Origin of the sequence: Bacillus sp. SJ-10, assembly GCF_002843505.1 — a bacterium.
In the GTDB taxonomy this organism is placed as follows: Bacteria; Bacillota; Bacilli; order Bacillales; family Bacillaceae; genus Bacillus; species Bacillus velezensis.
The window spans coordinates 3,914,374-3,939,954 of record NZ_CP025258.1 but is presented as its reverse complement, the minus strand read 5'-3'; the positions used below and the strand labels follow the sequence as shown (position 1 = coordinate 3,939,954).

The 25,581-nt window shown below is 46.2% G+C and carries 23 protein-coding genes; 14 read left to right on the top strand and 9 right to left on the bottom strand.

What is annotated here, in order from left to right; all coding sequences use genetic code 11:
• The first annotated feature begins 742 nt into the window (after positions 1-742).
• The 9 genes from CXL14_RS19600 (at position 743) to nosA (ending at position 15,436) form a co-directional block, all read left to right on the top strand.
• Complete coding sequence (locus tag CXL14_RS19600) at positions 743-1,819, top strand: response regulator (protein ID WP_088056283.1); 1,077 nt, start codon at positions 743-745, stop codon at positions 1,817-1,819.
• 179 nt (positions 1,820-1,998) lie between these two features.
• Positions 1,999-7,626, top strand: a complete 5,628-nt coding sequence (locus tag CXL14_RS19595; protein ID WP_088056282.1) for a SpaA isopeptide-forming pilin-related protein — start codon at positions 1,999-2,001, stop codon at positions 7,624-7,626.
• Positions 7,627-7,733: 107 nt separating this feature from the next.
• Entirely contained in the window at positions 7,734-8,387 is a 654-nt protein-coding gene (locus CXL14_RS19590) for a class A sortase (RefSeq protein ID WP_014417171.1), read from the top strand.
• A 242-nt stretch (positions 8,388-8,629) separates the two neighbouring features.
• On the top strand, positions 8,630-10,234 hold the full coding sequence (locus tag CXL14_RS19585; RefSeq protein WP_101287920.1) for a sensor histidine kinase: 1,605 nt from the start codon (positions 8,630-8,632) through the stop codon (positions 10,232-10,234).
• Positions 10,231-10,911, top strand: coding sequence for a response regulator (locus tag CXL14_RS19580; RefSeq protein WP_014417173.1), 681 nt, complete (start codon positions 10,231-10,233; stop codon positions 10,909-10,911). Before CXL14_RS19585 ends, CXL14_RS19580 begins: the two co-directional genes overlap by 4 nt.
• A gap of 12 nt (positions 10,912-10,923) precedes the next feature.
• On the top strand, positions 10,924-11,886 hold the full coding sequence (locus CXL14_RS19575) for a tripartite tricarboxylate transporter substrate binding protein (protein WP_014417174.1): 963 nt from the start codon (positions 10,924-10,926) through the stop codon (positions 11,884-11,886).
• Positions 11,887-12,078: 192 nt separating this feature from the next.
• On the top strand, positions 12,079-13,377 hold the full coding sequence (locus tag CXL14_RS19570) for an Mg(2+)/citrate complex secondary transporter CitM (RefSeq protein ID WP_014417175.1): 1,299 nt from the start codon (positions 12,079-12,081) through the stop codon (positions 13,375-13,377).
• Positions 13,378-13,428: 51 nt separating this feature from the next.
• Positions 13,429-14,223 carry an MBL fold metallo-hydrolase gene (locus CXL14_RS19565; protein WP_014417176.1) on the top strand — a complete coding sequence of 265 codons (795 nt, stop codon included), beginning with the start codon at positions 13,429-13,431 and terminating at the stop codon, positions 14,221-14,223.
• A 121-nt stretch (positions 14,224-14,344) separates the two neighbouring features.
• Complete coding sequence (gene nosA / locus CXL14_RS19560; protein ID WP_014417177.1) at positions 14,345-15,436, top strand: nitric oxide synthase; 1,092 nt, start codon at positions 14,345-14,347, stop codon at positions 15,434-15,436.
• Here nosA and CXL14_RS19555 read toward each other — a convergent pair.
• A complete protein-coding gene (locus tag CXL14_RS19555; RefSeq protein WP_014417178.1) occupies positions 15,430-15,702 on the bottom strand; it encodes an acylphosphatase in 273 nt (90 codons plus the stop codon). The genes nosA and CXL14_RS19555 overlap by 7 nt on opposite strands.
• Positions 15,703-15,769: 67 nt before the next feature.
• Between CXL14_RS19555 and CXL14_RS19550 the strand changes: the two genes are divergently transcribed.
• Positions 15,770-16,429, top strand: coding sequence for an MOSC domain-containing protein (locus tag CXL14_RS19550; protein ID WP_014417179.1), 660 nt, complete (start codon positions 15,770-15,772; stop codon positions 16,427-16,429).
• 40 nt (positions 16,430-16,469) lie between these two features.
• Here the strand turns inward: CXL14_RS19550 and CXL14_RS19545 are convergent, their stop codons facing one another.
• The 4 genes from CXL14_RS19545 to map form a co-directional block, all read right to left on the bottom strand.
• Positions 16,470-16,604 (bottom strand): YflJ family protein, encoded by a 135-nt coding sequence (locus CXL14_RS19545; protein ID WP_003155609.1) that lies wholly within the window; start codon positions 16,602-16,604, stop codon positions 16,470-16,472.
• A 178-nt stretch (positions 16,605-16,782) separates the two neighbouring features.
• Entirely contained in the window at positions 16,783-16,938 is a 156-nt protein-coding gene (locus tag CXL14_RS19540; RefSeq protein WP_003155608.1) for a hypothetical protein, read from the bottom strand.
• A gap of 82 nt (positions 16,939-17,020) precedes the next feature.
• Positions 17,021-17,332: a DUF3243 domain-containing protein gene (locus CXL14_RS19535; RefSeq protein ID WP_014417180.1), complete on the bottom strand. Its 312-nt coding sequence runs from the start codon at positions 17,330-17,332 to the stop codon at positions 17,021-17,023.
• A gap of 56 nt (positions 17,333-17,388) precedes the next feature.
• On the bottom strand, positions 17,389-18,138 hold the full coding sequence (gene map, locus CXL14_RS19530; RefSeq protein ID WP_014417181.1) for a type I methionyl aminopeptidase: 750 nt from the start codon (positions 18,136-18,138) through the stop codon (positions 17,389-17,391).
• Positions 18,139-18,302: 164 nt separating this feature from the next.
• Here map and nagE point away from each other — a divergent pair, with 164 nt between their 5' ends.
• Together nagE and CXL14_RS19520 are read left to right on the top strand one after the other, a co-directional pair.
• A complete protein-coding gene (nagE, locus tag CXL14_RS19525) occupies positions 18,303-19,685 on the top strand; it encodes an N-acetylglucosamine-specific PTS transporter subunit IIBC (protein WP_017419100.1) in 1,383 nt (460 codons plus the stop codon).
• 125 nt (positions 19,686-19,810) lie between these two features.
• The gene (locus CXL14_RS19520; protein ID WP_088056281.1) at positions 19,811-20,251 is read left to right on the top strand and encodes a YfmQ family protein; all 441 of its coding nucleotides are present in this window, start codon (positions 19,811-19,813) and stop codon (positions 20,249-20,251) included.
• A gap of 40 nt (positions 20,252-20,291) precedes the next feature.
• Here CXL14_RS19520 and CXL14_RS19515 read toward each other — a convergent pair whose 3' ends face one another.
• A complete protein-coding gene (locus CXL14_RS19515) occupies positions 20,292-22,229 on the bottom strand; it encodes a lipoteichoic acid synthase (RefSeq protein WP_088056280.1) in 1,938 nt (645 codons plus the stop codon).
• Between the two features lie 245 nt (positions 22,230-22,474).
• Between CXL14_RS19515 and CXL14_RS19510 the strand changes: the two genes are divergently transcribed.
• Entirely contained in the window at positions 22,475-22,852 is a 378-nt protein-coding gene (locus CXL14_RS19510) for a DnaJ family domain-containing protein (protein WP_007610033.1), read from the top strand.
• 9 nt (positions 22,853-22,861) lie between these two features.
• Here CXL14_RS19510 and CXL14_RS19505 read toward each other — a convergent pair whose 3' ends face one another.
• Genes CXL14_RS19505 through CXL14_RS19495 form a run of 3 tightly spaced genes read right to left on the bottom strand, consistent with a single transcriptional unit; the run spans position 22,862 to position 23,826 of the window.
• Positions 22,862-23,293: an Hsp20/alpha crystallin family protein gene (locus CXL14_RS19505; protein WP_017419105.1), complete on the bottom strand. Its 432-nt coding sequence runs from the start codon at positions 23,291-23,293 to the stop codon at positions 22,862-22,864.
• Positions 23,294-23,308: 15 nt separating this feature from the next.
• Entirely contained in the window at positions 23,309-23,551 is a 243-nt protein-coding gene (locus tag CXL14_RS19500; protein ID WP_003155595.1) for a spore germination protein, read from the bottom strand.
• Between the two features lie 14 nt (positions 23,552-23,565).
• Complete coding sequence (locus tag CXL14_RS19495) at positions 23,566-23,826, bottom strand: spore germination protein (protein ID WP_014417185.1); 261 nt, start codon at positions 23,824-23,826, stop codon at positions 23,566-23,568.
• 270 nt (positions 23,827-24,096) lie between these two features.
• On the opposite strand from CXL14_RS19495, the gene treP reads away from it, so the two are divergent.
• Complete coding sequence (treP, locus tag CXL14_RS19490) at positions 24,097-25,512, top strand: PTS system trehalose-specific EIIBC component (RefSeq protein ID WP_014417186.1); 1,416 nt, start codon at positions 24,097-24,099, stop codon at positions 25,510-25,512.
• Positions 25,513-25,581 lie beyond the last annotated feature (69 nt).

Genomic DNA, 25,581 nt, shown 5'->3' with positions numbered 1-25,581 from the left:
CGTTATCGGTTTTGCGATCCCCCAGCCGGGAACTTTTCCGAAATTCGAAAAATGCAGGACAAGTTCATTGTCACCTTTGCGAAGCGTGAAAAAGCTGCTGTACGGTTTGTTCTGCGCCTTAAAATCAGCTTTTTCTGAAGGATTGCCGCTCTGTCCGATTACTTTTCCATTAAGGTAAAGACGGTTTGAACTGTAGATAAAAGATGTGCTGATCCCCAAAACCTGATTGTCTTCATTTGATCGGATTGTCAGTTTGTACGTCCCGTAATCCACATCGGCCGTTTTTCCGAACAGCTTCACATTGACAGGGACATCAACGAGTACGGGATTTTTTCCTTTTGCTGAATGAAGCGCCTGCGGTGACAGCATCTGATTTGGATATAGAATCCATTTCCCGTTCAGCTGGACATTTCCATCCTTTTGAAAATCCCACTTTTCCAGATTGATCACTCCCTGTTCCGCTTGAGGGAGGGATGATCCTGAAAAATGATCCATGGCCATAAAAATCATAAAGAAGGCAGCATAGCCGCAAATAATCGAAATCGAAATGAATTTTTCTTTCACATCATTACTCCTTTATCCCATTCAGGGGCATTCTATTATCCTATTTAATGTACAAATATTGTAATCACAAACTTTATAATACAACAAGAGAAAGAAAAAGAATCCAACTATATAGGGCGTTAGACATGGTATAATTGAAATTATTTTCAGATATCTATATTGACGGGTGGGATGCGGTTTGAAAGCGTTAATTGTGGATGATGAGGAACTGGCATTGCTTCATTTTAATCGTATGCTTGAGCGGACAAACGCCTTTCAATCTATTATAACGTTTCAAGATCCGGCGGAAGTTCTGGAGCATTCGGAGCTTTCAGCAGCTGATGCGGTGTTTCTTGACATTGAAATGCCCGGGATAAACGGTATTGAGCTTGCTGAATCGATTCAGGAGGTCAATGAACATATCCAAGTCGTTTTTATCACCGCTTATAATGAATTCGCGATCAAAGCGTTTGAATTAAATGCTGTCGATTATCTTTTAAAACCGGTTGACCATGCCCGGCTGCTGACAACTGTTGAGCGAATCCGAATGAATAAAAAACTCAGGACGGCAGACGAGAATACCGGGACGGATTATGTTATACAATGTTTTGGGAACCTGGACTTTTATCAATCGGTAAATGGTGTCAAAACATACATAACAGTCAAGTGGAGAACATCCAAAGCCCGTGAACTGTATGCATTTTTACTTCTTAATCAAGGGCGCACGGTCAGTAAAGACATGCTGATGGAAATGTTTTGGCCTGCTTATGATGTATCAAAAGCAAGCACCCAGCTCTACTCGACAATATATCAGATACGGAAATTAATCGGTCAGCTGCCCTTCAGCCAATCAATAGAAAATACCGATATAGGATACATTCTCCGGCTTTCCGGGGTAAAGATTGATACAGTTGAATGGGAAAAAACATTAAAAGAGGCTCCTCCGCTCAGCGCAGCTGCACTAACCCGGCACATGAACATTGTCATGTCATATGAGAACCATTACTTCATGGAGAATGGCTATCTGTGGGCGGAGCCGGAAAAAGCGCGTCTTGCCCATCTGTGGCTCAGCAAAGCGTACGAACTGATTGGTTTTCTCATCCAAGAGAAGAACGATCATCAAGCGATGGACATTTGCCTGCAGGTCGAGAAAATAGAGCCCGGTGACGATAAAATTATACAATACAAACTGCAGTTATTTAATAAACTGGGAAAGGTAGAAGAGGCGATAAAGGAATACGAACGCTATAAACAATTGAAGGATAAAATCAATTGACGATTGAATGACCGGACCGGCTGATGCCGGTCTTTTTTTGTGCGCTATTTCTGAAATGATCCCATGTACAGAATTTGTATAGGCCGATTTCATACAATGTAGTTTGGTTCGGATAAGGAGAATCCCATACTTACCGGCTTGTTCGAACGTAAGTCTATATAAAAGGGGAGGAATAAGACTTGGGAGTGAGGAACTTTTCGTTCAGCCCGAAAAAAAGCAAAAGGCTGAGGCCGGCATTGATTTCATGCTTCACGCTGTTTTTCATCTTCAGCCAAGTTGTCAGCTTTACTCCGATCGCAGCCGCTTCCGGATCACAACAAAGCGAGAGCGGGTTCTTTGATTCAGTTGCAGTCAAAGACGGCAGACAGCAGACTGTTGACGGGTCAAAAGCCAGTGAACCGGCTTTAGCACCGGGAGATAAAGTGACACTGACATACGAATGGTCACTAAAACACAAGGAAGATGCAAGTGACCGGAATATCACCATAAAGATTCCGGAAAGTTTTACATTAGATAACGATGCCGAAGGTGAGCTGACATCAGCTGATCGGGTGATCGGTATATATAAAGCTGAAGCAAAAAGCAGCACGCTGGAAGTGAAAGTGAACGATGCTGAAGCGGATGCCGGGAATGCCAAAGGCGTCATTACACTGTCGGCGAAGTTTACTCCCGACATAACAGATGAGACAAAAATGGCAAAAGCTCTTTTTCAACTGGATGCCGGCAAGACCCAGCAGGTGTTAATCCCTGTGAAGAAAGACGGAACAACGGATTCCGATACAGAAAAAAACACCTCTTCAACACCTGCTGAACCTCAGGAAAAGACAGAGAAAAAGTCAGCATCTGCAGGCGGCGGGGAGAAAGCAGAACAGACAACGAAATCAAAACCTTCTGCTAAACGCAGTCAATCAAAAATGGTGATTACAAGCAAATCTGCCGCTAAAAGCCTTCAATCAGGCGGAAGCCGGATTACGCAAAATATTTTAACTGATGTGAAATTGACGGATGAAAAAGGAAAACCATATGACAAAAACAACCCTGCGAATACGAACTCTCCGGCAAATATCACCATTCAATGGGCGATTCCGAATGAGCTGGGAAAAACAATAAACGACGGTGATCGATATGAATTTGATCTGCCTAAAGAATTTATCATGCATAATGACATTACGAACCAGCCATTGACCAACGGCGATAGTACGTACGGAACTTTTTCCATTAATACGAGCGGCCATGTCATCATGACGTTTAACGGCGAGGTAAAAGAAGATTCTAACGTCAAGGGGTCATTGTATGTAAACACCCAATTCAATCAGAAAGAAATAAAAGGATCAACCACACAAAAGATTAAGTTTCCGGTTAACTCTGATACGCCGGACGTAACGGTTTATTTTAAACCGAATGTCAATAAAACCATTGAGAAATCAGGGTCATTGGATAAAGGTATTAATCCCGGAAAGGTAACGTGGACGGTTGATCTTAATAAAAAAGAAGAAGAAGTTAAACATGCGAAATTGACTGAAAGCCTTCCGGACGAATTGACTTTCCGGTCTGTGAAAGTGTATGAACTTGATGTGAATATTGACGGCTCGGTGAGTCAGGGAAATGAGATAACTTCAGGTTATACCGTTGGCGAAAACGGTAATGTCACCTTCGCCGGGACGATCGATTCAGCCTGCCGGCTCATATATGACACGGAAATTAAAGATGAGGCAAAGCCGGGTAAAGGCGGAAAGATCACGCTGACAAACAAGGCGGCATTCAGCGGAGACAATGCGGAGCCGATTTCTGCGGAAGCTTCCGTAACAGCGGGTTACGGAAAAATGATAGAAAAATCTTCGACAGGTTATAAAGGAGAATCCCAAACGTTCAGCTGGGCTGTTATGTACAACTACGGTGAGAAAAAGATTGATCAATCCAAAGCCGGCATCAAGGATACGTTCGGATCAGACGATCTGCATCTTGTTCCCGGTTCATTGAAAGTCCTTCCGATTACATTCAGCCAGAACGGAAGCGAACAAGAGGGCGCCCCATTAAAAGAGGGTGAAGATTATACGCTGACTGATAACGGGAACGGCTTTGAAATAAAATTCAAGCAAAGTGTCACAGGAGCATATAAGATCATTTATCAATCTCAAGTCAACGATGGGGTCATTATTGACAGTCCTGTCAAATACACCAACACAGCAGTGACAGATACGGGGGACTCGAAGGAAACTCCGGGAACCGCCATTCAGCAGAATCTGATCAAAAATTATTCAAATGCAGACTATGAGAAGAAGACGGTTGATTGGACAATCACAGTTAACAAAAACGGTTACACAATGAAAGACTGGACGCTGGATGATCAATTCACCAGCGGAGGCCTGGCGCTCATTGACGATTCATTTCACATGCAAGACACGACTGATAACAAAACGCTGAAAGAAGGAACAGACTATACATTAACAAAAAAAACCGGAAATCAAGGCTTTACAATAGCATTGATCGGGGATTATGCAGAAACAAACAGTCAGTTTAAGATCACGTATACGACAAAATTCAACGCTGACTTTTCAAACGAACCCATTAAGAATACGGCGGAGTCGACATGGACGGATAAAAACGGCGGCAAACGCACAAATAAGGAATCGAGCGGTTTCACACCGAACAATCAGACGTCCCATAACGGATTCAAAAACGGCTCATACAACGCCGTTTCAAAAGAAATCACATGGAAAGTCGGCATCAATTACAATGGCGAACCTTCAAAGAATCCTTATATAAAAGATACGATCACAGATGGTCAGCAATTTTTGCATGGGTCGGTTGCTGTTAAAACGTATACCATCAGCAAAAACGGCTCCATCACTGAAGGAGAGTCGCTGGATTCTTCAAAATATGAAATAGAAGAGCCGTCAGACGGCAACAAAAATACGTTAATCGTACGTCTCAAAACTGATGACGCTTTACCATACCTGATTGAATTTAAAACGTCATTAAAAGGCCAGGCCATCAAACAGAATCAATACACAAACAAAGCAGAGTACTTTAATAATGACCATGCAGACCGAACGCTGACGGGTTCAGTTTCCATCGCAAACGGAGGAAACCTGATTTCTAAAGGCGGCAAGCAGAACGGAAACAATATCGATTGGAACATTAATGTCAATGCCAGCCAATCGACACTGGATGACGTAAAAGTCAAAGACACACCGGATGAGAATCAAATAATAGATGAAGATTCTTTTAAAGTATATCAAGCAAAATATAATGAGAACGGCGTTATGAAAGACAGCAGCGGAAATCTTATTCCGGGTGATGTGAAGCTTGAAAAAGATAAGGACTATAAACTAGATATAAAAACTGACAATGCCACCGGTGAACAATCATTTGTCCTCACCTTTACAGGCGGCTATAAACAAATCGACCGCGCGTATGTCATACAATATCGTTCTCTCATTAATATTTCCGGCAGCAGCGGTCAGGTCAGCAACAAAGTGTCGATATCAGGGACAAATGTTGAGGAGCAGACCCAAGAGAACAACAGCTCAGTGTTTGTCGCCATTTCAAGCGGCGGCGGCTCAGGATCAGGAGAGAAGGGAAGCCTGACGATATCTAAAACAGGATCAGACGGAACATCTCTTTCAGGAGCCGGCTTTCAATTATGGTCTAAAGACGGCAAGCAGCTGCTGCGTACGGGCACAACAGACGATGCCGGTAAACTTGTGTTTGGGAATATCCGTTACGGAACCTATGTACTGAAAGAAATAAAAGCTCCGGACGGCTACACCATCAGCGACGCTTATGTAAACGGGGTCTCCGTTACGATTGACGGCAAATCCTCCGCAGCAGGAGCACTCTATAAAGTCATAAATCAAAAAAATAAGGTGACGCTTATCAAAAAAGACGAAAACAATAATCCTTTGGCCGGTGCTGTATTTAAGCTTGAGAAAAAATCAAGCGACGGCACCTATACTCTGATAAAAAATAATATTGAAAGCGATAAAAATGGGAAAGTTGAGATCAACGGTTTGCCCGCCGGATACTATCGGCTGATGGAGACGAAAGCCCCGTCAGGGTTTATCGTAAACACAAAAGCCATTCACTTCTCAATCGCAAAGAACGAAAAGAATCAAGTACCTGATGTTGAATTGGGATCAATGGTGAATTATAAAGGAAAAGCCGCTTTAACGAAGAAAGATGCAGACGGCCGGAATCTTGAAGGCGCAGTTTTCAAAATCATCGACAGTGATGGTAAAACGGTTCAGGAAGATCTGGTTTCAGAAAAGGACGGAAAAATAGAAACATCCGGCCTTGCACCCGGTCATTACGCCTTCATCGAAACGAAAGCGCCTGACGGTTATGTGTTAAATACGGAGAAAGTGGAGTTTACCATCTCAGAAACAGCGGAAGGAAAGCCGGAGTCAACTGACGCAGGAACGGCCGTCAACTATAAAGGCTCTGTCCGGCTGACGAAGGAAGATACGGACGGCCGGAACCTAGAAGGCGCAGTTTTCAAAATCGTCGACAGTGATGGAAAAACGGTTAAAGAAGATCTGGTTTCAGATAAGGACGGAAAAGTAGAAACGTCCGGCCTTGCACCGGGGCATTACGCCTTCATCGAAACAAAAGCGCCCGACGGTTATGTGTTAAATACGGAGAAAAAAGAGTTTACCATCTCAGAAACAGCGGAAGGAAAGCCGAAGCCGTCTGACGCCGGCACCTTTGTCAACTATCAAGGCTCTGTCCAGCTGATCAAGAAGGATCAAGACGGAAACGTTTTAGACGGTGCAGTATTTAAAATCATTGACAGTGATGGAAAAACCGTAAGAGACGATCTGATGACAAAAGAAGGCGGCAAAATTGACGCCGGCGGTTTGGCGCCCGGAAACTATCAATTTGTTGAAACAAAAGCGCCGGATGGTTATCTGCTGTCAACAACCCCTGTGCCGTTTACGATTAAGGCTGAGAACAGCGGAAAACCGAATCAGGCTGCCCTGACTGCAGTTAACATCAAGAACAGCGTTGTTCTCACAAAATTGGATCAAGGTGACAAACGGAAAGTCCTGCAAGGTGCGAAGTTTAATCTGACAGATGCAAACGGCAAAGTACTGACAGAGGGTCTGACGACAGATGAGCACGGACAAATTATTGTACGGGGACTGAAAGCGGGCGAATATCAATTTATCGAAACAAAAGCGCCTGAACTTTACAGTTTGGATCAAACGCCAATATCATTTAAGATCACAAATACCGACATAAAACCAGTCGAAATCAGTGCGGAGAATACACTGACGCCTGGTGATGTCACACTGACAAAAGTGGATCATGACGATAAAAATAAGGTGCTGGAAGGTGCTGAATTCAAGATCACGGATTCTTCCGGACATCCGGTAAACACCGGCGGCAGCAAAGAACGGCCGGCGGTATGGAAGACGGATCAAAAGGGCCGGTTTACGGTGAAAGGATTAGCGCCCGGGCAGTATCAATTTATCGAAACAAAAGCGCCTGACGGTTATCAGCTGAACGAAAAACCAATTGAATTCACAATTGAAAAAGGACAGTCAAAAGCCGTTGAGGTCGTCGTTTCTAATAAGAAATTAAAAAATCCCGCACCTGGGAAAGACACACCGAATCATCAAACGAATCAAGGCGGGCATCACCCTGATACCAATGGTAAAACCAATCACTCGGATACAGGAAAAAACCTGCCGAAAACCGGTGATACGGACGGTATGATGCCGGTCACGGCCGGTATTCTGCTGCTATTAGCCGGCGGAGCCGCGGCTGTTGTATCAAGAAAGAAGAAAGCAAGGAATAGATAGACGTTATCGCACCTGATCATGTAAGAATCGATCAGGTGCTTTTTTAAAAAGAGAATCATTTCTCACCAAATACTCACCGCATGGCGTACAAGAAAGGAATTTTCTTCATGGTTAAAAAAATGATCATTGCCGTTCTTATTTTGTCCGGGCTGCTTCTCATTTCCTCTCCTCTCATGAAAGGCTGTTTGATCGCGTACCTCAGTAAAAGCCAAATTGAAACGGAATTGACCGCAGAACAAGCGCGGAAAAATAACATGAAAAAAGCGGACTATGATTTTGAATCCATTCATCCGCCCGGTTTCAGTGAAACAGTTCAGTCAAGTTTTAATCGCAAACCAAAACCGATAATCGGACGGATAACCATCAGCAGCATCGATTTAGACCTTCCGATTTTAAAAGGCACAACCAATGAAAACCTGCTGATCGGCGCGGCAACTATGCGTCCGGATCAGAAAATGGGCGAGGGAAACTACCCGTTGGCAGGCCACCATCTGAAGCAGGAGAACCTATTGTTCGGCCCTCTTTTACACATAAAAAAAGGCGCGAAAATCGTGATGACCGACTTTAGAAAAGACTATATTTATTCTGTAACATCAAAAACCATGATTTCAGAAATAGAAGCAAACGCAATTCAGGAGACAAAAGATAAAGAGATTACATTAATCACATGCGACAAAGCGGTAAGAACCGAAGGGCGCCTGGCCGTCAAAGGAAAATTGATTGATATTTCCGGTCATTCAAATGTATCTCGGCCATCATAGAGAAACACTTTGTCAACTGAATATATGTCCGTTGTTAAACATCCCGAGACTGGCTTCTGTCAGTCTTTTTTTTGCGCATCGATTATAAAAAGTTCATCCTTCTTATCTCTCTTAAGGGAAATTATACCAGACTGCACTTTTTGAAAGAAATGACAAGAGAAAAAGATCACGAAAATTCTCAAAAATGAGAAACAAAGATTTAAAAAGTGGTATGATTTTAGGAGGAAAGGACGGCTGGTGCTGTGTTGGAAGCGAAGCGGTTTTATGTCTCTCTGCAAATGAAAATCGCCGGATTAATCACGGCTTTATTAATACTTGTCATCGGGACGCTCACTGTTATATTTGCCTTTCAGCAATTAAAGGAAGGCCAGAAGCAGGCTGAACAGCTGGCGGTGCAAACGGCAAAAACCATTTCATACATGCCTCCTGTAAAAGAGGCATTCCGGCTTGCGGATCAAGAAGCTTTTACAAAGTTAGACGTCATTGAACAAATGAAAGAACAGGCAGGCGCGCACGCCGTCTACATTACTGATCAAAAAGGGCATGTTGCATTTCAGTCGGCCCGCAGCAGCATTCCGAAAGAAAATCAAAATCTGCAAAACAAAACCGTCATGTTCGGCGGGTCTCCGGTTTCCGACGGAATGACGGCCGTCCGGGGAAGCGCCCCGGTTATTCTGGAGGAAAAAAATCATAACGAAGTTGTCGGAACGGTGACAGTCGAGTTTTTACAAGATGAGATAGAAAAAGATATGAAAGCGCATCTGCGGCATTTAGGCTATTTTGCATGTTTGGTGTTTCTTATCGGCATCGGGGGAGCGGCGGCGCTCGCAAAAAGCATCCGTAAAGATACACTCGGCCTTGAACCGCATGAAATTGCAGCGCTGTACCGGGAGCGCAATGCGATGCTCCTTGCGATGAAAGAAGGGATTATCGCCGTAAACAAAGAAGGCGCGGTAACCATGATGAATTTATCTGCGGCTGATATGCTGAATCTTCCGGCACCGATGATCGGAAGGCATATAAAAGAAATCATGCCGGGCGCAAATCTTATGCCGGTTTTGGCAGGGGGAGAATTACCGCCGAACGTGGAGGTGCGTGCCGGAGATAAAGTGTTTATCTTAAACGTGAAAGAAATGAAGCAGACCGGACAAGTATACGGAGCGGTGATCAGCTTCCGCGAAAAAACGGAGCTCAAGAAACTCATTAACAAGCTGACTGAAATGAAAAAATACTCGGAGGATCTCCGGGCGCAAACGCATGAATTCTCGAATAAGCTTTACGCGATCCTCGGTCTGTTAGAGCTGGGAGAATATAATGAAGCCATTGAACTGATAAAAGAAGAGTACGCCATCCAGAATGAACAGCACGAAATCCTCTTTCAAAACATTCATTCACAGCGGGTTCAGGCCATATTATTAGGAAAAATGGGAAAGGCGTCTGAGAAGAAAGTGAAGCTTTCAATAGATGAAAACAGCTTTTTAGAATCGCTGCCGGAGCATGTGGGCTCATCCCAGCTCATTACGATCATCGGAAATCTTATTGATAACGCTTTCGAAGCTGTCGCCGAAAAAGAGAAAAAAGAGGTCGCCTTTTTTATGACCGATATCGGCAGAGATATCGTCATCGAAGTGGCGGATTCAGGAGACGGCGTGCCTCAGGAAAAAACAGAAACCATATTTGAGAAGGGCTACTCTTCAAAGGGGACGAGGAGAGGATACGGCTTAGCCAATCTGAAAGAAGCCGTCAGTGAATTGCAGGGATCGATAGAGATTTCGCAGCAAAAGAGCGGCGGTGCCGTATTTACGGTGTTTATACCGAAAGAAAGGTCAAAGGGGGAATCGGTGTGATTAACATCGCGATTGCAGAGGACGACTTTCGAATAGCGCAAATTCACGAAAAATTTATCGAACATCTAGATGGATTCAATGTCATCGGCAAAGCAATCAATGCCAAAGACACCATATCGCTGCTTGAGAAACGGCAGCCTGATCTGCTGCTTTTGGATATTTATATGCCGGATGAGCTGGGGACAGATCTGCTTCCCCTTATCCGCGGCCGTTTTCCTTCCGTTGATATCATCATTATTACGGCTTCTGCCGAAACAAGACTGCTGCGGGAAGCGCTCAGATCAGGCGTTTCTCACTATGTCATAAAGCCGGTGTCGGCACAGAAATTTACAGAAGTGCTTTTGCAGTACCGTGAAAAAAGAGAATGGCTGCGCTCACAGCCGGAGCTGAGCCAGTCCGTTATCGACATGTTTTTCGGAAGCGGTCAGAAAGAACAAAAACAGCACAATGATCTGCCGACCGGGATTAATTCAATTACACTTCAAAAAATCAAAAACGCGCTCAGGGCAGCCCAAAAAGGGATGACGGCTGAAGAACTGGGCGAAAAAATGGGCGCCTCCAGAACAACGGCGCGGCGCTACGCCGAGTTTCTCGTTTCTCGGGAAGAAGCGCTCGCTGAATTAGAGTACGGCATTATCGGCAGGCCGGAACGGAAATATTATTTAGCACATGAATAAGGGATGGGAGAAATGAAGCGGTTGGGAGTGCTTCTTGTCATGCTGGCGGCGCTGGTTTCTTATGACGGACGGCAGATGGCGGGCATCCGTTCAGCTGAAGGGCCGGTTGAAATTGTCGTCCCGGCGGCGCCTCAAGGGGGCTGGGACGTAACGGCAAAAGCTTTGCAATCGGTAATAGAGCGGAAGCAAATATTAGGCCGGCCCGTAAAGATCGTCTATAAACCCGGCGGAGGCGGAGACAGCGGCTGGAAATATGTAAACGAACGAAAAACGGATGTCATCAGTATGAATTCAAGCCTGCTGTTAAGCAATGAAATTTTGGGACAAAGCCGGCTGAAGGCAGCTGATTTTACGCCTTTGGCCATTATCGCAAAAGAGTGGCAGACCGTCGCTCTTCCGAAGGATTCAAAGATAAAAAGCGGAAAGCGGCTGCTCGGCGATATTAAAGCACATCCGGGCGGCATAAAAATCGGATTTGCGCCCGGCCTCGGAAATGATGACCAGCTCTCCTTTGCGAGAGCGGCGGAAATGGCCGGAATTTCTCCGTTTGATATCCGCTTTTTTCAATACGGGAGCAGCAATGAAGTCATTGAAGCTCTTATCAGCCACGAGATAGACGCCGCCTCAATGACCATTTCAGAAGCGAGAGACGCCTATCGGAAAGGGAAAATCACATTGGCGGCCGTTACGTCGGACAAAAGGCTCTCCGGCTTCAGCGATGTGCCGACATGGAAAGAGCAGGGGGTGCCGTTTGTCTTTGCGCACTGGAGAGGCATCATGGGGCCGAAAGACATGACCGAAGGCGAGATCGCCTATTGGGATCAGGCTTTGAAACAGATTACCTCATCCGCGGAGTGGAAGCAAATGCTGAAAAAACGGGATTGGGAGAGCTTTTATAAAAACAGCAGCGGCGCAAAACGCTTTTTAGAAGAGCAGACCGAGTTTTATAAAGAGATGATGAGCAGCGAAAAATAAGCCTTCCGCATATTTGCGGGAGGCTTTTTATTTATAAATGAACAAAATGAACGAAAAGGTTATAAAAAATTAAAAATCTTTAAAATCCAAAATATTTACTTCAATATCCAATTCTCATAAGATAGCAAAAAGGCGGATAAAGGGGATCGGGCCTTTAAAATGTAAGCGTATTCATGATAAGGGGGACATACTGTGTTAGCAATCTTAGGCTTTCTTATGATGCTTGTTTTTATGGTGCTGATTATGACAAAACGGCTTTCAGTGTTAACGGCGCTTGTATTAACGCCGATCGTGTTTGCGCTGTTTGCCGGGTTTTCTTTTAACCGGGTCGGCGAGATGATGATCTCCGGTATTGAACAGGTGGCGCCGATCGCAGTCATGATTATGTTTGCGATTCTTTATTTCGGCATTATGATTGATACCGGTTTATTTGATCCGATGGTGTCGCGTATTTTAAAGCTGGTTAAAGGCGATCCGCTCAAAATTGTAGTCGGAACAGCCGTTTTGACCATGCTTGTCGCACTGGACGGAGACGGCTCGACGACGTATATGATTACGACAAGCGCAATGCTGCCTTTGTATATCATGCTCGGAATCCGTCCGATTATTTTAGCGGGAATCGCCGGTGTCGGCATGGGTATCATGAACACGATACCATGGGGCGGCGCGACGCCGCGTGCGGCGAGTGCGCTCGGCGTTGACCCGGCAGAGCTGACGGGGCCGATGCTGCCTGTCATTGCGAGCGGAATGGTGTGTATGATTGTGGTCGCTTACGTACTCGGAAGGATGGAAAGGAAACGGCTCGGGGTGATCGAATTAAAGCAGCCGTCCCATACAAATGAAACGGCTGCGGCTGCGGAAGATGAATGGAAGCGGCCGAAACTGTGGTGGTTCAATTTAATGTTAACGCTTTCTTTAGTGGGATTTTTAGTGTCAGGAAAAGTGAATTTAACCGTGCTGTTCATCATTGCGTTTTGTATCGCGCTGATTGTCAACTATCCGAAGCTTAACGATCAAAGGGAGCGTATTTCAGCCCATTCGAGCAATGTGCTTGCGATCGGTTCGATGATTTTTGCCGCAGGCGTGTTTACCGGAATTTTAACGGGGACGAAGATGGTCGATGAGATGGCCATTTCCCTCGTATCGCTTATTCCGGAACAGATGGGGGGATTTATTCCGGCGATTGTTGCCTTAACGAGCGGTATCTTTACGTTTCTGATGCCTAATGACGCCTATTTTTACGGCGTGCTGCCCATTTTATCCGAGACCGCCGTGGCGTACGGTGTAGATAAGGTGGAAATCGCCCGCGCTTCGATTATCGGCCAGCCGATTCATATGTTAAGCCCGCTCGTGCCGTCGACGCATTTATTAGTCGGGCTTGCCGGGGTCACCATTGATGAACACCAGAAATTTGCGATGAAATGGGCGGTTCTAGCCGTTATCGTCATGACGGCCTTTGCGCTCATCATCGGCGCAATCACGATTTTTTAACATAAAACACCCGGTTCGTCGCACACTAAAGGCATCAGAGGAGGTGCCATGATGAGTGATCCGTTTATGCCGCTTTTTTCAGTGAGAAGCGGTGCCGGTTTTAAAGCGGCGGACGGCGTTTACGGACTGACCGTGCAGATTGCGAATGTTTATTTTATCGAAAATCCCTCAGCTCCGCGGGAAATCATTCTGGTTGACGCGGGAATGCCGCAATCGGCGGAGATGATAACAGAAGAAATGAAACGCCGGTTCAAAGAGGGGTATCAGCTGAAGGCGGTCATTTTGACACACGGTCATTTTGATCATGTCGGTGCGATTGAAGAGCTGCTTGAGCTTTGGAATGTGCCGGTTTACATTCATGAAAAGGAGCTCCCGTACGTCACGGGGAAAGCGGATTATCCGCCTGCCAGGCCCGATGCGAAAAAAGGGCTTGTCGCAAAGCTGTCACCGCTGTTTCCGCGCCATACGATCCGTATTCCGTCCGTTCAGGCACTGCCTTCAGACGGTACCGTTCCGTTTCTTGAAGAATGGAAATGGGTGCATACGCCCGGCCACACACCCGGCCATATTTCATTATTCCGGGATAAAGACCGCGTTCTGCTTGCCGGTGATGCCGTGATCACTGTTGAACAGGAATCGCTTGCGGACGTTGTCATTCAAAAGCAAGAGCTTCACGGGCCGCCCGCCTATTTTACAGCGGATACACAGACGGCGGCCGCATCCGTTCAGAAACTGGCCGAACTGGAGCCGGAAGCGCTTTTGACGGGTCACGGAATTCCGATGACGGGAAAAAACTACCGTGAGGATTTGCTTACACTGGCTGAAAAATTGCATTCCGTTTTGTAAAACACCTGCGAAAATCACAGGTGTTTTTTTTGCAGTTTCCAGTATGATACAAAAAAACCATTGTGTTCACTCCTAAAAACGATACAATGGGAAACAGATGTAAATTGAAGGAGAGAGTTTTTTGAAACATACGGAAATACTTTGGGATGAGGCGAAGGATTTTATTGATGTCTGCTATCAGGAACTCGGAATGGAATCGCAAATCAACGCGCGACTACACGCGATAAAAGATGAGATAGAGCGGACGGGAAGTTACGTCCATACGGCGGAAGAGCTTGAACACGGGGCGAAAATGGCGTGGCGCAACAGCAACCGCTGTATCGGGCGTCTGTTCTGGCAATCGCTGAACGTCATTGACCGGCGCGGTGTGAACACGAAAGAAGAGGTGCGCGACGCATTATTTGAACATATTGAAATCGCCACGAACGGCGGAAAAATTAAACCGACAATTACGATTTTCCCTCCTGAGCAGAATGGGGAGAAACAAGTGGAGATCTGGAATCACCAGCTCATCCGCTATGCGGGATATGAGACTGAAAAAGGAAGAGTCGGTGATCCGGCATCATATGAGCTGACGGCTGTCTGCGAAAAACTCGGCTGGCGCGGGAAGCGGACCGATTTTGATATTCTGCCGCTGCTTTTTCGGATGAAAGGGGACGGGCAGCCGGTCTGGTATGACCTGCCTCAGGCGCTCGTGAAAGAAGTGCCGATCACCCATCCGGATATTGAAGAGTTTGCCGATTTAAATCTCAGATGGTACGGGGTTCCGATTATCGCCGATATGAGGCTTGAAATCGGCGGACTGTCGTACAACGCGGCGCCTTTTAACGGATGGTATATGGGAACCGAAATCGGCGCAAGGAACCTTGCAGACGAAAAACGGTATGATATGCTCAAAAAAGCCGCTGCGGTCATGGGGATTTCCGCCAGCCTGAATACCGACCTGTGGAAAGATCAGGTGCTGGTGGAACTGAATAAGGCAGTGCTCTATTCATACAAAAAACACGGTGTCAGCATTGTCGATCACCATACGGCGGCGAATCAATTTAAACGCTTTGAAGAACAGGAACAAGACGCGGGCAGAAAGCTGACGGGCGACTGGACTTGGCTGATTCCGCCGATCTCGCCGGCTTCCACCCACATTTTCCATAAATCATATGACAATACGATTGTGAAGCCGAATTATTATTATCAGGACAAGCCTTATCAGTAACTGATGGAAAAAGTGCGGTATCCTTTCAGACGGTGTGATTCTTCGATGGTTACGCCTGTGACATTTGAGAAGGGGCTGCCTTTTCTGACTGCTTCGGCAAATTGTTTTAACGACTCTTCAGGGCCTTCGGCAAGGATTTCCACCCGGCCGTCATCACGGTTTTTTACCCAGCCGGCTATCTTATGTCTGTCGGCTTCCATCTGGACGAAGTAGCGAAAACCTACGCCCTGAACCCGGCCGTCTGCCATCATATGATATTGAAGCATGGAAAAACCACCTTTTTCTTACTATGATAAAGGAAAGATATGAGATTTCGCAAAGGATGTGAACGAGGTGACGCAAGACTATTCTGTCTTATCTATCAATCTCGGAAAGCCCGCAATTCATGAATTTGCCGGCAGACAAATCAATTCCGGCATCATAAAGCGGCCCGCAGATTCTCCCGTCATGCTGTATAAAACCCATTTTGACGGGGACGGGCAGGCTGATCTGAAGAATCACGGAGGCCCCGATAAAGCGGTGTGCGTGTATCCCGCCGAGCATTATTCATATTGGGAAACAACGCTCGCGAGAAAACTTCCCGCCGCCGCGTTCGGAGAGAATGTAACGGTCAAAGGACTGGCCGAACAAGACGTATGGATCGGAGACGTCTTTCAGCTGGGGGAAGCCGTCGTTCAAGTAAGCCAGCCGCGCCAGCCCTGCGTCAAACTCGCGCTCAAATATGGCATCAAAGATATGGTGCTCCGTGTACAGCAGACGGGATTTACCGGCTTTTATTTCAGGGTGCTTGAAGAAGGATATGTCGATCCGCGTCCCGTCCTCAAGCGTCTGTCGAGAGGCAAAGAAAGCATTTCCGTCTGGTATGCGAATGAAGTGAAATATCGTGATTCCGGCAATCTGTCAGCGATTGAAGAAATACTGCGGGAAGAAGCGCTGTCAGAAAGCTGGAGGGAGTCCTTCCTTAAAAAAAGGGACAGGCTCAGGAATGTATAGAAAAAAAGCCGTGCTGCACTGACAGCACGGCTGATTTACGTTATGCTTGTTTTTTTGTTTCCAGCAGATTGGCAAGGAAGTACTTTTTGAAGCTTTGAAGCTTTCTTCCTTCATAGTGGGTAATTCCTTTTTTCTTTAACTCTTCTACATACCAGCCTTTACTGCCATAATGCATGTCAGAAAACTCCTTTCTCCGTTCTCCCGCTGGGGAGGTTTCTTCAGTTTTTGCCAAACTTTTGGCATTGTAACATCTATAAAAAGACGCTGAAAAGGGATAACACAAAAACTGAGACTTTCGATTCAGAGATGTAAAGCTTTCTTACATATATATGTAAAGGGCGGTCTTTTCATGCTTAATGGCCGGTTAATTTTAACAGCACCGTTCCGAGTGTCATGATTCCGAAAACGACGCCGAAATAAATCAGCATCCCCTTCTTTTTCTTCACCCCGTAAACGGTGAGAATGATGCTTTCAATAAAGAAAATAAACCCGAAGATAATAAACCACATGTTGAAAAATGGCTCCTTTCACAGACATATGTCCAGTGTAGCATAACTCTTATAACGGGGCATAAAAAAGCCGGGCACTGTATCAGTGTCCGGCAAGTTTGACGAGAAGCTGGGCCAAATGCTGTTTTTCATTGTCATCCGCAATGGCCCACAGTTCTTGTAAGAGTTTTTCTTCCGCATTGCGGGGCTCCTCGTGTTTGGCGAGATAGTCCCCGAGGATGGCGGCGCTTTTGATGATTTTGCTGTCATCCAGACCCAGTTTTTTTCCGGCGGAAATTTTCTGATGAAGGTACGCCTTAAATTCCTCGAAATCCTCTAAAATCTGCTGTTTCGTTACGCCGTGCATGGCGTGTATTTCGTTTTCGATTTTGATTTTTTCTTTATCTTTTTTCATGCGTCTCCCTCCTTCGGGTTAGTTGTTGTATACCTGTTTGGGAGGGAGATGAAACATTACAATGCAGTTAAAATAATCGGTTTGTCTTTTGTGATCACGATGGTGTGTTCCACTTGGGCGACAAGGCTTTTATCCGGCGTTTTATACGTCCAGCCGTCTCCCGTTTCAACAATCGTTTCCGCTTTCGTGGAAATAAACGGCTCAAGCGCGATCACGGTTCCGTTTTTAAGAAGCGCGTTATCAAACGGATCGTAGTAATTCATGATGTGGTTCGGCGCTTCATGGAGGTTTCTGCCGATTCCGTGGCCCGTCAGCGTTTTAATGACGGTAAATCCGTTGGAGCGGGCTTCATGGTAGACGGCTCTGCCGATCTGGTTTTGGCGTTTGCCGGCTTTTGCCTGATCCAATCCTTTCTGAAATGCGGATGCTGCGCAGTTACAAAGCTTTTGCAGACGTTCATCGCCTTCTCCGAGTACAAATGAAATGCCCGTATCGGAATAAAAACCGCCGAACTCCGCCGAAATATCGATATTTACAAGATCCCCGGCTTTTAAGATTTTAGAGGCGCTCGGAATGCCGTGAGCGACTTCGTCATTTACACTGATGCATGTCACGCCCGGGAAATCATATTCCTTCTCCGGAGCGGAAGCGGCTCCGTGCTCGTCAAGCACCGCCTTTCCGATCAGGTCAAGATCTTTCGTACTCATGCCGGGCTCGGCTTTTTTCTTCATTTCTTCACGCGCCAGCGCGACGATTCTGCCGATTTTTTTAAGCCCTTCTAATTCTTGATCGTTCGTTACAATCATTGTCATTCCCGCTTTCTATTTTTAATCATCTGATTCAAGCTTACCACAACTGGTTTATAAATAGAAAACCAACAAGCCTTATGTGAATAAATGAAGGAAAATTGGTATAGATCACTAGATAACTTATGTGGTATATTTAAGAAAAAAGAAGGGGGATGGGTAAAATGCTTCAATTTTTGCAAAAACTCGGAAAATCATTTATGCTTCCGATTGCCGTTCTGCCCGCCGTTGGTATTATTTTGGCCATCGGCAGAGAGGACTTATTAAATATTCCGTTCATTTACGCGGCGGGGACCGCGGTATTTGATCATCTGCCGCTGATTTTCGCGATCGGAATCGCGATCGGGATTTCCAAAGACAGCAACGGGGCCGCCGCTCTGTCGGGAGCAATTTCTTATATCATGCTGGACGCGGCTGTAAAATCAATCAATTCGACAAATAATATGGCCGTTTTCGGAGGGATTATCGCGGGGTTAATTGCGGGATACACGTATAATCGCTTTAAGGATACGAAGCTGCCCGAATATCTCGGGTTTTTCAGCGGGCGCAGGCTCGTTCCGATTGTAACGGCGCTGATTACCATTATTTTGGCGGGGATCTTCGGATTTGTGTGGCCGCCGATTCAGTCGGTGATTACGTCTTTCGGGGAATGGATGATCGGGCTTGGCGGAATCGGCGCCGGGATTTACGGGATTTTTAACCGGCTTTTGATTCCGTTCGGTCTTCATCATGTGCTGAATAATATTTTTTGGTTCCAGTTTGGCGATTTTCACGGAAAAACGGGAGATCTGGCCCGCTTCTTTGCGAAGGATCCGACGGCGGGAACTTATATGACGGGATTCTTCCCGATTATGATGTTCGGGCTTCCGGCCGCATGTCTGGCAATGATTGCCGCGGCTAAGCCAAGTAAGCGCAAAGCGACGGCCGGAATGATGATCGGTCTCGCGCTGACGGCATTTATTACCGGAATTACAGAGCCGATTGAATTTGCATTTATGTTTTTATCACCGCTTTTGTACGGGGTTCATGCTATATTAACCGGGTTCTCTTTATTTATCGTGAATGTTCTCGGAATCAGGTCAGGTTTTTCATTCTCGGCGGGGGCGATCGATTATCTCCTCAGCTACGGCATTGCCGAAAAACCGCTTTTGCTGCTCGTTGTCGGGCTTTGTTATGCGGTGATCTATTTTGTCGTATTCTATATGCTCATCAAAACGTTAAACTTGAAAACGCCGGGACGGGAAGATGATGAGGAAGAGGAAGAAGTGCTTAGTGAAGATACGGCCGGTTCCGTCGAAGAACATGCCATGCTCAAGGGGCTCGGCGGCAGGCAAAACCTCGAAACGATTGATCACTGTGCGACCCGCCTCAGGCTGACCGTGCAGGATACGTCTCTCATTAATGAGGCGGCGCTTAAAAAAGCGGGAGCAAAAGGGGTTATCAAAACGGGGAATAAAACGGCGCAGGTCATTATCGGGCCGAACGTCGAATTTGTCGCGGAAGAGCTGAGAGAGGCCGTCAGCCGTGACGACCAGAAGCAGACTTGAAAAATCCGGATCACCTATGTGATCCGGATTTTTTTGAACATATATCAAGTTTCACATAATGTACAAAAAACAATGTTTTCTTCTATGTTAAGATTCATGTAGAACAAGTATGGAGATGATGTAAGGTGACATGGATTGCAGTTGTTTCAATTGTTGTCATAAGCCTGATTAAGATTTTGCTGACATGCCTTCCTACCGGAGCGGTGGAATGGATTCTCCGCAAGTTTGAAACCCATTCAAAGCTCAGTGACGCGTCCGCTGCCGTTTCCCTCGGCGGAAAACGTCTGGAAGGCGAAGACAAACGCCGGGTGATTGATGATTTTAACGAAGCCGTGTTTATCGAACGGCATTATATATACCCAGGGGATGAAGAGCGTTATCTTCATCCGCAAAACGGAGCCGATCCGCTTGTCATTAAGACGAGAAAAGGAAAAAAAGATGTGACGGTATTTGTATACAGCTACGAAGATCATGTAGATGTCGTCAAACAGCAGAAAAAGAAAGTCGTCGCTTATTCAGTTCTTTCCGACAGCCTGCAAAAGCGCTCTATGGCCGCCGGGAGCTGAACATAAAAAAGCCAGATCATTGATATGATCTGGCTTTTGTTTATTCTTTTTGATCATCTGCTGAGGAATCTTCACGCTTCGTATAATCGAATTGTGAAGGGTCCACTTTCTTAAAGCCTTTCGGCTGATAGAAACGAAGCAGATCGCCGTTGATGATCTTATCAGACATTTCAAGCTCAGTCTTGACGAGAGAGTCTTCTTTTTTGTCGACTTCTGAATCATCTAAAAGTCTTCCGGTTTTCGTATCGTAATACTTGCCGGACACTTTCGTATAGTTCGGCGAGATGAAGTCTCCGTTACGGAACGGAATGACTTCTCTGTGCTCTTTCGATAAGATATCTGAACCTGACATGAGATAATCTTTCGTATCGACGCCGAGCAGATGAAGAACGGTCGGCGCAACATCGACTTCACCGGCAAATTTATGATTGCGGCCGCCTTTCACGCCGGGAGCGTGGATAAAGAGCGGCACCCGCTGAAGCTGGGCATTGTCGTATTCAGTGATCTCATCTTTGCCGAGCACTTTCGCCATCGCTTTATTATGGTTTTCGGAGATGCCGTAGTGGTCTCCGTACATCACGATAATCGACTTATCGTACAGGCCGTCTTTTTTCAGGTCATTAAAGAACTGTTCGATTGATTCATCCAGATAGTTCGCGGACTGGAAGTAGTTATTGACGACTGAATCGCCAAAGTCTCCCGCCGGGAAGTCCGTGTCTTCTTTATCCATTCCGAACGGGAAGTGGTTGGACAGCGTAATGAACTTCGTATAGAACGGCTGCGGCAGGCTCTTTAAGAGCGGCATGGATTCTTTGAAATACGGTTTATCTTTCATGCCGTAGTTTTTCGTGTTTTCTTCGCTCATGTCATAATAAGCTGAATCGAAAAACTTATCGATGCCTTCCGCTTTGTACATTTCGTTACGGTTCCAGAAAGTCTGCGTATTTCCGTGGAAAGCGGCAGACGTGTACTTTTTGCCTTTTAGGATCGCAGGAACGGACTGCAGCGTGTTTTGCGCTTTATTGACGAAAACCGAACCTTGCGAAAGCGGGTACAGAGAGTTCTCCATCATAAATTCCGCATCAGATGTTTTACCTTGTCCCGTTTGGTGGAAAAAGTTATCAAAGTAGAATGTTTGATTATCGTGCGCCAGTTTGTTTAAAAACGGCGTCACTTCCTTGCCGTTAATTTTATAGTCAATGATAAAGGATTGCAGAGACTCTAATGAGACGTAGATGACGTTTTTTCCTTCGGCTTTTCCGAAGTAGACGTTGTTCGGCACGTCATAGTTGGCCTTCATATAGTTTTCCACATCCGTTACATCGCTTGAATCGGCAAGCGCGCGCTGGCTGTTTGATTTCACATTCTGCACGGCATCGTAAATCGTAAAGTTGTACGTGCCCAAGTATTTCACCAGATAGTTTCGGTCAAATGAGCGTGTCAAAAGCTCAGGACGATCGGATTCCGCGACGGCGAGGTTGATCAGGAACACAAGCACGGCGGAAGCCAAAACGATTCTGAATGATTTCTTCGCCGGTTTTTCAGCCGGTTTTTTCATCTTAAGGGCCAAAATAATCAAAATGACGGTATCCAGGAAGTAGAAGACGTCTGTCCATCTCATTAACGAGAACGCGCTGTCTCCGAGCTGGCCGCCGTTTGTCTTTGCCTGCATCATGACCGGGATGGTAATGAAATCATTAAAGAATCTATAATAGACGATGTTTGCAAAAAGCAAAAAAGACAATAAAAAATGAATCACAATAATGGCTGTCTGCTGTAATTTTTTCTTGAAAAGAAGCCCAAATCCAAGAAAGAACAAGCTGGAGCTCAGCGGATTCACAAAAAGCAATATTTTCTGGATCGTGTTGTCTATGCCGAGGTTAAAGTTTAAAATATAAGCGACATATGTTTTCACCCACAATAACACGACCGCTATCAAGAAGAAGGCAAGTCCTCTTTCTTTTATAAATGTTTTCATTGTTACACTCCTTTTTTCCGATCACGGTTTACACGGAACGATAGAAAAAATGAACGTAATCAATATACCATGAAACCAGCAAATAGAAAAGGTGGAAAAGGCTCATCGGAAAAAGGGCGAAAAACGCTGTCGCAACGGGGGTTGATCTGTTGAATGACAGCTTTAAAAATCACAAATGGCACAAACTGGGATTTGTGTTTCCGCATGATCACACCCGGTTCTATTGAAAAAAGAGGTGAACAGTGATGGATATTGCCCATATCGTGGCTGAAGATAAAATCAAGCGCGCCATTAAGGATGGAGAGTTCGCCGGCATCAAAGGAATGGGAAAGCCCCTGCCGAAAGACGATGCCGCACATCTTCCGGAATCGCTCAGAATGGGCTACCGCATATTAAAAAACGCCGGGATCGCCGAGGATGAGGGCGCGCTGAAGAAAGAGCTGATGACGCTCGATTATTTGATCGCCAAGTGCCGCAATGAACAGGAGCGGGATCACTTGCGGAACAAACGGACGGAAAAACAAGTCAGACTCGACAAACTGACGGAGGAGAAAGCCATGTTCTCAAAACCCGCATCTTCTCATTATAAGGAGAAAGTGTACAGACGGCTGGGCCGCCCGTAAGCCGGCTCTTTAGATTTTTTTCTGAAAAGGAATGTGCTCCATAAGGCGCGGGTAGGAAATGTGGAGCAGGCCGTTTACGCACTGCGCCTGTAACAGGCGGGGCTCAGCCGGTTCAGGAAGCTCAATCGTCTCATCGATTTCCCCGTAATACCGGTTTTGGCAGACGCCCATGTTCTTTGGAAAAAGGGGTGTGATGTTTCCTCTTATATGCAGCCGTGTTCTTGACAGCAGCCTCAATGTCAATTCTTCTTCGTAAACGCCGGGCATTTCCACAATGACAAATGTGTGCTGTTCATCCTGATAAATATCATAAGTCAGGGTGTTTTTTTGTAAGGAGAAAAAATCTTCGGGAGATTTCCGTTTCAGGACATTGGTCCAAAAGTCGCTGGGCTTGTGCTCGTTCGTAATCTCAAGCCACTTTCTCATTTTTTCGATATCCACTTCGGCAGAACCTCCCTATATTTGATTTGCGATCGGCATTGACGGGTTGGCGATCTGATCTTGGTCGCTCACGTCAGGGTCAAGATGGCCCGAATTCAAACATCCGGCGGCCGGAGAAAAATCCCCTAAAGAAAAGTTCGCGCCGACAAATTTGCTGTTGGCGGTGTGGCTGTTTTGTACGGTCTGACCGATATCGACGTTTCCGTTTTGCGTTGCTCCGTTTACTTTTATATTGACGACGTTAATTTGGTAAGGCATTCATAAAAACCCCTTTAATCTATAGTGGGCGGCACCGGCATAACATTTGCGGTATCTGCGGTTCCGATTTCTGTCTGGTCGTTGACATCAGGATCATTTAACAAGTTCTCCATCATCGATTCTATAGGTGACGTATCGCCGAATGAAGAGTTCAGTCCTTGTGATTTGTTATTTGTGGTGGGACTGTTGTATGCCGCTTCCCCAATCGTAATAGATCCGTTGCCAGAAATACTGTTAATCTTCAAATAGTACAGGTTGATAACAGTGGATGGCATCTCTTCACACCTCTTTAACTTAGTTGTACAGTACTGTATGCTTTTTGTGCTCCTGTTGTGAATTCCGCCCGGACATGTTCCCGATAAAACAAGAAGTCAAGGCCCGGTTCCGGCGGGGCTTTTTTTGTTTCAGGGTCTTTCGCAGTATATTTGTGATGAAAGCGCTATAAAAATAGATTGACGACATGTATATACATCATTACAATAGAGTCATAAACATGTATATACAAGTTTGTGAGACGAAATGAAAACGGTTACGGAGGGGTTGGCATGGGTGAGTTTAACCGGGCTGCGCGGCAGATCGCTGAAGCTGTCGGCGGAATCGAAAATATTGAGGCGGCGACTCATTGTGTGACGCGTTTGCGGTTTGCGTTAATAGATGAAACCAAAGTAAACCAAAAAATGCTTGATGCAATAGACATTGTCAAAGGATCTTTTGCAGTAAACGGGCAGTTTCAAGTCGTGATCGGGCAGGGGACGGTCAACAAAGTATATGCGGAATTAGTGAAGGAAACGGGGATGGGTGAAGCGTCCAAGGATGACGTGAAGAAGGCGGCAGCGCAAAAAATGAATCCTTTACAGCGTGCTGTGAAAACGCTTGCGGACATCTTTATTCCGATCTTGCCGGCGATCGTCACGGCCGGGCTGTTAATGGGTCTGAACAACATTTTAACGGCGGAAGGCATTTTCTACAGCGCCAAATCGATTGTCCAAGTATATCCGCAATGGGCGGATCTCGCCAATATGATTAATCTGATCGCGGGGACGGCTTTCGCTTTTCTGCCGGCTTTAATCGGCTGGTCGGCAGTGAAGCGGTTCGGAGGAAGCCCCCTTTTGGGCATCGTGCTCGGGCTGATGCTGGTGCATCCTGATCTGTTAAACGCATGGGGCTACGGGGCTGCCGAGCAGAGCGGCGATATTCCGGTGTGGAACCTGTTCGGCCTTGAGGTGCAGAAAGTCGGGTATCAAGGTCAGGTGCTCCCGATTCTGCTGGCGTCTTATTTACTTGCCAGGCTTGAGATCTTTTTGACGAAACGGACGCCGGAGGGCATTCAGCTGTTGGTCGTCGCGCCGGTGACGCTTTTGGTCATCGGTTTTCTATCCTTTGTCATCATCGGTCCGATTACCTTTGCGATCGGTAACGCGCTGACGGCGGGATTGATTGCCGTTTTCGGCCAATTCTCCGCCATCGGAGGCCTGCTGTACGGAGGGCTGTATTCGGCGCTTGTGATTACGGGGATGCACCATACGTTTCTCGCGGTCGATCTTCAATTAATCGGCTCAAAGCTCGGCGGCACATTTTTATGGCCGATGCTCGCATTGTCAAATATCGCTCAAGGATCGGCGGCTTTGGCCATGATGCTGATTACAAAAGATAAAAAACAGCGGGGGCTTTCACTGACGGCCGGCATTTCCGCATATTTGGGCATTACCGAGCCGGCGATTTTCGGCGTGAATCTGCGTTACAAATTTCCGTTTGTGATCGCCATGATCAGTTCGGGAATCGCGGGGATGTTCATCTCCGTCAAAGGCGTTCTCGCAAGCTCGGTCGGAGTCGGCGGCGTGCCGGGGATCTTCTCCATTATGAGTCAGTACTGGGGTCCGTTTGCGATCGGAATGCTGATCGTGCTGATTCTCCCGTTTGCGGGAACATACGGGTATGCGCGGCTGAAACGGCAAAAATAGAAAACCTGCGGGGCGCCTTCTATCAGGCTGTCCCTTTTCCCTTTCAATTCAAAACATTACAGGCGGTGA

Bases quoted from the DNA above. Each gene is read 5' to 3' on its own strand.
- CXL14_RS19590 (WP_014417171.1), top strand. From the start codon at position 7,734: ATGGTTAAAAAAATGATCATTGCCGTTCTTATTTTGTCCGGGCTGCTT.
- CXL14_RS19575 (WP_014417174.1), top strand. From the start codon at position 10,924: ATGAAGCGGTTGGGAGTGCTTCTTGTCATGCTGGCGGCGCTGGTTTCT.
- CXL14_RS19565 (WP_014417176.1), top strand. From the start codon at position 13,429: ATGAGTGATCCGTTTATGCCGCTTTTTTCAGTGAGAAGCGGTGCCGGT.
- CXL14_RS19555 (WP_014417178.1), bottom strand. From the start codon at position 15,702: ATGCTTCAATATCATATGATGGCAGACGGCCGGGTTCAGGGCGTAGGT.
- CXL14_RS19545 (WP_003155609.1), bottom strand. From the start codon at position 16,604: ATGCATTATGGCAGTAAAGGCTGGTATGTAGAAGAGTTAAAGAAAAAA.
- CXL14_RS19540 (WP_003155608.1), bottom strand. From the start codon at position 16,938: ATGTGGTTTATTATCTTCGGGTTTATTTTCTTTATTGAAAGCATCATT.
- CXL14_RS19535 (WP_014417180.1), bottom strand. From the start codon at position 17,332: ATGAAAAAAGATAAAGAAAAAATCAAAATCGAAAACGAAATACACGCC.
- map (WP_014417181.1), bottom strand. From the start codon at position 18,138: ATGATTGTAACGAACGATCAAGAATTAGAAGGGCTTAAAAAAATCGGC.
- nagE (WP_017419100.1), top strand. From the start codon at position 18,303: ATGCTTCAATTTTTGCAAAAACTCGGAAAATCATTTATGCTTCCGATT.
- CXL14_RS19515 (WP_088056280.1), bottom strand. From the start codon at position 22,229: ATGAAAACATTTATAAAAGAAAGAGGACTTGCCTTCTTCTTGATAGCG.
- CXL14_RS19510 (WP_007610033.1), top strand. From the start codon at position 22,475: ATGGATATTGCCCATATCGTGGCTGAAGATAAAATCAAGCGCGCCATT.
- CXL14_RS19500 (WP_003155595.1), bottom strand. From the start codon at position 23,551: ATGCCTTACCAAATTAACGTCGTCAATATAAAAGTAAACGGAGCAACG.
- CXL14_RS19495 (WP_014417185.1), bottom strand. From the start codon at position 23,826: ATGCCATCCACTGTTATCAACCTGTACTATTTGAAGATTAACAGTATT.
- treP (WP_014417186.1), top strand. From the start codon at position 24,097: ATGGGTGAGTTTAACCGGGCTGCGCGGCAGATCGCTGAAGCTGTCGGC.